This window comes from Xenorhabdus sp. PB61.4 (assembly GCF_963894935.1).
GTDB lineage: Bacteria > Pseudomonadota > Gammaproteobacteria > Enterobacterales > Enterobacteriaceae > Xenorhabdus > Xenorhabdus stockiae.
In genome coordinates, this window is record NZ_CAWQJR010000083.1 from 1 (window position 1) to 3,863 (window position 3,863).

General features: G+C 42.4%; 3 protein-coding genes and 1 pseudogene. All 4 read left to right on the plus strand.

The window, feature by feature from the left end; all coding sequences use genetic code 11:
• Positions 1-97 precede the first annotated feature (97 nt).
• Positions 98-271: pseudogene (locus AACX68_RS05535) on the plus strand (IS982 family transposase); the annotation flags it as partial.
• Positions 272-1,039: 768 nt separating this feature from the next.
• The gene (locus tag AACX68_RS05540; protein ID WP_228860790.1) at positions 1,040-1,462 is read left to right on the plus strand and encodes a hypothetical protein; all 423 of its coding nucleotides are present in this window, start codon (positions 1,040-1,042) and stop codon (positions 1,460-1,462) included.
• Between the two features lie 64 nt (positions 1,463-1,526).
• Positions 1,527-1,739, plus strand: a complete 213-nt coding sequence (locus tag AACX68_RS05545; protein ID WP_228860791.1) for a hypothetical protein — start codon at positions 1,527-1,529, stop codon at positions 1,737-1,739.
• Between the two features lie 856 nt (positions 1,740-2,595).
• Positions 2,596-3,513, plus strand: a complete 918-nt coding sequence (locus AACX68_RS05550; protein WP_228860792.1) for an integrase domain-containing protein — start codon at positions 2,596-2,598, stop codon at positions 3,511-3,513.
• The last annotated feature ends 350 nt before the right edge of the window (positions 3,514-3,863 follow it).

A 3,863-nucleotide genomic window follows, 5' to 3' on the forward strand; every position in this document is an offset into this window, starting at 1 on the left:
GGAATGACAGGTGTGTTTGCCTGATGGGAGCGGTATGAGTCGAGAGGCTCACGTACCGTTCTGCGAGAGGCTGCGGGGGCAGTTCCCGCGGCCTACTCAACCGATTAATGGGCAGTTAAAAAACATCTCTCAAATAGAACATTCTCGTCACCGAAGTATAACCGGGTTTTTGTTAACTGTTTTAACGGGATTGATTGCTTACAGCCTTAAAGAGAAGAAGCCATCACTGAAAATTTTCTACTCAGAAGAAGATATTTCAGCAATGGCTTAAACAGAATTAGGGTTTAATTAATATTCTTCTTTATTGAGATTTTATGCTCACATAAACACGCCAATGCTTATGAACCACATCACAAAACCGTCAATGATTGAGCGCCATTTGATTCCATGTGGCTTATATTTAATGCGCTATAATATCATTGTTTATATCGGTATCCTCTTTAGGGGAGTAGACTATATTTAATATAGAAGCCTTAAGGGTTGTAGCCCTTGAGGCTTTGCTATTTATGATAATGAAAATAAAAATGGCTAAATTCAACTTAATGTTCAATTTTAATTTTTATTTATTTTTTGTTTTTCAGTGGATAAAGGTTAGATAAATATGTTTGACGACACGGGTTAGCAAGCTATTTAACGAAGATGTATTATTGGATTTATTTGTGAATTTTATTAATTCAGGCCCGGTTATATTTGCTTTCCGCCTTTTTATATTTCACGTTAGAATTTGATTGGCTTAATATTCATGAGATATATCACAAAAAATGGAATAACTTAATGTCACTTTACGCAACATGATTTAGACTAATTGCGTTATACTTGACATGTTCTATGATATAAACTCTCTTGTTTATGGTAGTAGACGATTTATAGAAGCCTCAATGGTCGAAACCATCGAGGCTTCGCCGTTTATGATGATGGAAATACACAACTTCGGATTTGAACTATCTATTGATCTTAGTTTCTTCGCTATTGAATTAATAATGAAAAGGATTAAATTGAAAAAAACTTAATATATTCTCAAGTAGATTCAGGAAAAGTGATGAGTGATAGCAATAAAAATGATAAGAAAAAGAAAATTCAAAAACGTTCCAGTCATTTTCTTCCTTACAAAACGACGTATGATTTGAGTTTACATAAAAGAGAACTCAATTTAATTAACATACTGATGCAGGTTCAGGGTTATGAATATGGTTTTTTTACTGTATTAGGTGTTCGCCCTTTATCACAACGGGGGAACCATAAAAACAGTGCTATCTATGTTGTACGGTGCCGGTGTGGTAAATACGCAGTCAGGACACTCAAGGCAATCAAAAATCCGGTGAATGTGGTTGATATGTGTGAGCATTGTCTTCATCTGTACAACCTGAGACGCAGAAGCCTCTTTCTCACGACAGGAAAATATGTCGAATTGCCAGAATTAACCGGCATTAAATATAAATCCCCGTTAGAGATTAAAGTCTGAGGAAGCCGTGTTCCTGACAGGTGACGGACTCTGAATTTAAGACTGTATTCACCCTGATGTTAGGATGTTTGCGCTGAATTTTCTCATCTTCTGGTGGAAAGTGGTTCACCGGCAAAACAGTTTTCTGCTGGCCGCCCTGTACGGTTCAGAAAACCACAGTCTGTTGAATCCAGCAGGCTGTCAGAATACCGAGGACGATTTAATGACGGGGAAGGGAGGCATTGTTTATTGTGTTGTCGATGATTTGGCTGGGTGCACGGGTCCGAGGTTTGAATGAATCAGGGTATAGGATATCTCACAAAGCTGCATCAAGGGAGGATGAACAAACGAGGAATTATGTTTATCAAGAAAAAGCATGGTACGGTCTTTTCTACCTTAATATCGGACAAAAGTTTGACCTCACTCAGCCTAACCTATAAGGTATTTAACGGTTACTCATGATCTATCGCCTGCAAGGGAGAGCATTACAATGCGGTACATCTGCGCACTTTTGGAAGCAGATATCCTCGGACACCTAACCCTCCGTCTGAGGATGAAAGTTTCCCGGTATTACTCATCACCGGCTACTCACACAACAGAGCAAAACAGGCTCTGTCTTACGTCAAACGATACAATTTTTATCTGTACAACATTCATTCACATTTTCAATTCATCACGATAAACGTCCCGAAAACTGCGCGGCGTCACTTGTGTTGAAGCGCAGCGATTACCAAGTGACGCCGCAAAGCGGCAAACGTCCAGAGCCCATCCGGTCTGGCTTTACGACCGATTTGAATCCCGCATTACTCAGTGAAACCACGTAAAACAGACTATTAACCACCCTGTTAAACGATTGTCCTATCGGATTTTCAATCCACTGCCTGATTGCAGGCTGATGCAGTAAAAATTAAGGAGAAATGAATCACGTCAAGATAATGAGGCGTTCATCCTGATGAGATCAGGCACTGAACGGGGAGCATGTCATCGCTGTGCTGAGCACGTCGCGAGCTCCTGCAATAACTCAACACAATCCCGCCCTGCTACACATTGTCTGACGCACCACGGAACGGTGAACCTGAACCGACACGCAGGGAATTGTTTTAAAAACGACTAAAAATGAATAAAACAAACGCAAAGTAGCAGAAGAGGCGAGAATGGCGCAGGGATCGACACGTTCAAAGGTTGAGCTGTTCAGAAAAGTTTTTATCACGCATGCCCGACAGGCGGGCGGAAGTTTTGTTACGGTGGCGGATCGTGGGCGTATTGCCCGGCAGTTCCTCGATTATCTGAAAGACAATGGCATCAAACTCCGGCAAATGGATAGCCTGAAGGTGAAATATATTGAGCGCTACATCGCTGGACGCAAAGCCAACAATATTAATCATCGGACACTGCAAAATGAAATGTCGGTGCTGCGAACCATTTTAGCGCAGGCGGGAAAGCACAAGCTGGCTGATCCCGATAATGCCCGCCTGAGTAACCGGGCATTGGGTATCGCGGATACCAGCCGCAAGGGAACGAAAATGGCGCTGGCACCGGCTGCATTCCGGGACATTTTTCAGCAGGTGGAACAAAAAGACCGGCGTGTCGCGGCGGTGATGCAACTGGCGTATGTGCTGGGACTGCGTACCAAAGAAGCGGTAGAAGCCTATAAATCGTTAGCAACCTGGAAGAAAGCACTGGAAAACGGGCATACGTCTGTGCGGGTGGTGTTCGGTACTAAAGGGGGACGCCCCAGACAGACGGTCATACTGGATCGGGCAGCCCTGCAACACGCGATTGCTTATGCTGAACGCGAGCAGACCGGGCGTGGCGGTAAACTGATTGATAAGCCGACGATCACGCAGGCCATCGATCGTTACCGCTATATTGTCAGACGTGCAGGACTGAGCGGTAATAAAGCGCCACACAGTATGCGTTATCATTTTGCTCAGCAATCCGGGGAGCATTATATAGCGCAAGGATTCAGCGAGCGGGAAGCGCTGGCACTGCTCTCAATGGATTTAGGGCATGGTGACGGGCGCGGACGTTATATTAAGCAGGTGTATTACCAGAATATTGAGGGCGAATAAGTTGTATTGGAGCACACTCGGTCTGCTGCTCTGGTCATTGGAATATGAGCAAAGCAATCTTGAATCTTAGGCGATTATTCCTATGTTACGCTAACTCACTTTTGGACAGAACTGTTTTAGAAGCATTGCATTAACTAAAGTAGTTTAGATTTAAAAAGATGGAAAATTTGAATTAATAAAAATAAGGTTCTCTCCGTCAGCATATTTTTTGTCTTGCAAGTAGGATACGTTCATATAGCTAACTACATTAACAATTACCGATTCTACACCGGTGAATATCAATAAATGGCAATTAATGAAATTTTATGACTGATAATGAAAACAATGTATAGGGAATTATACAATAATAA

Excerpts from the sequence above, each read along its gene's own strand:
- AACX68_RS05540 (WP_228860790.1), top strand. The coding sequence starts at position 1,040 with ATGAGTGATAGCAATAAAAATGATAAGAAAAAGAAAATTCAAAAACGT.
- AACX68_RS05545 (WP_228860791.1), top strand. The coding sequence starts at position 1,527 with ATGTTTGCGCTGAATTTTCTCATCTTCTGGTGGAAAGTGGTTCACCGG.
- AACX68_RS05550 (WP_228860792.1), top strand. The coding sequence starts at position 2,596 with ATGGCGCAGGGATCGACACGTTCAAAGGTTGAGCTGTTCAGAAAAGTT.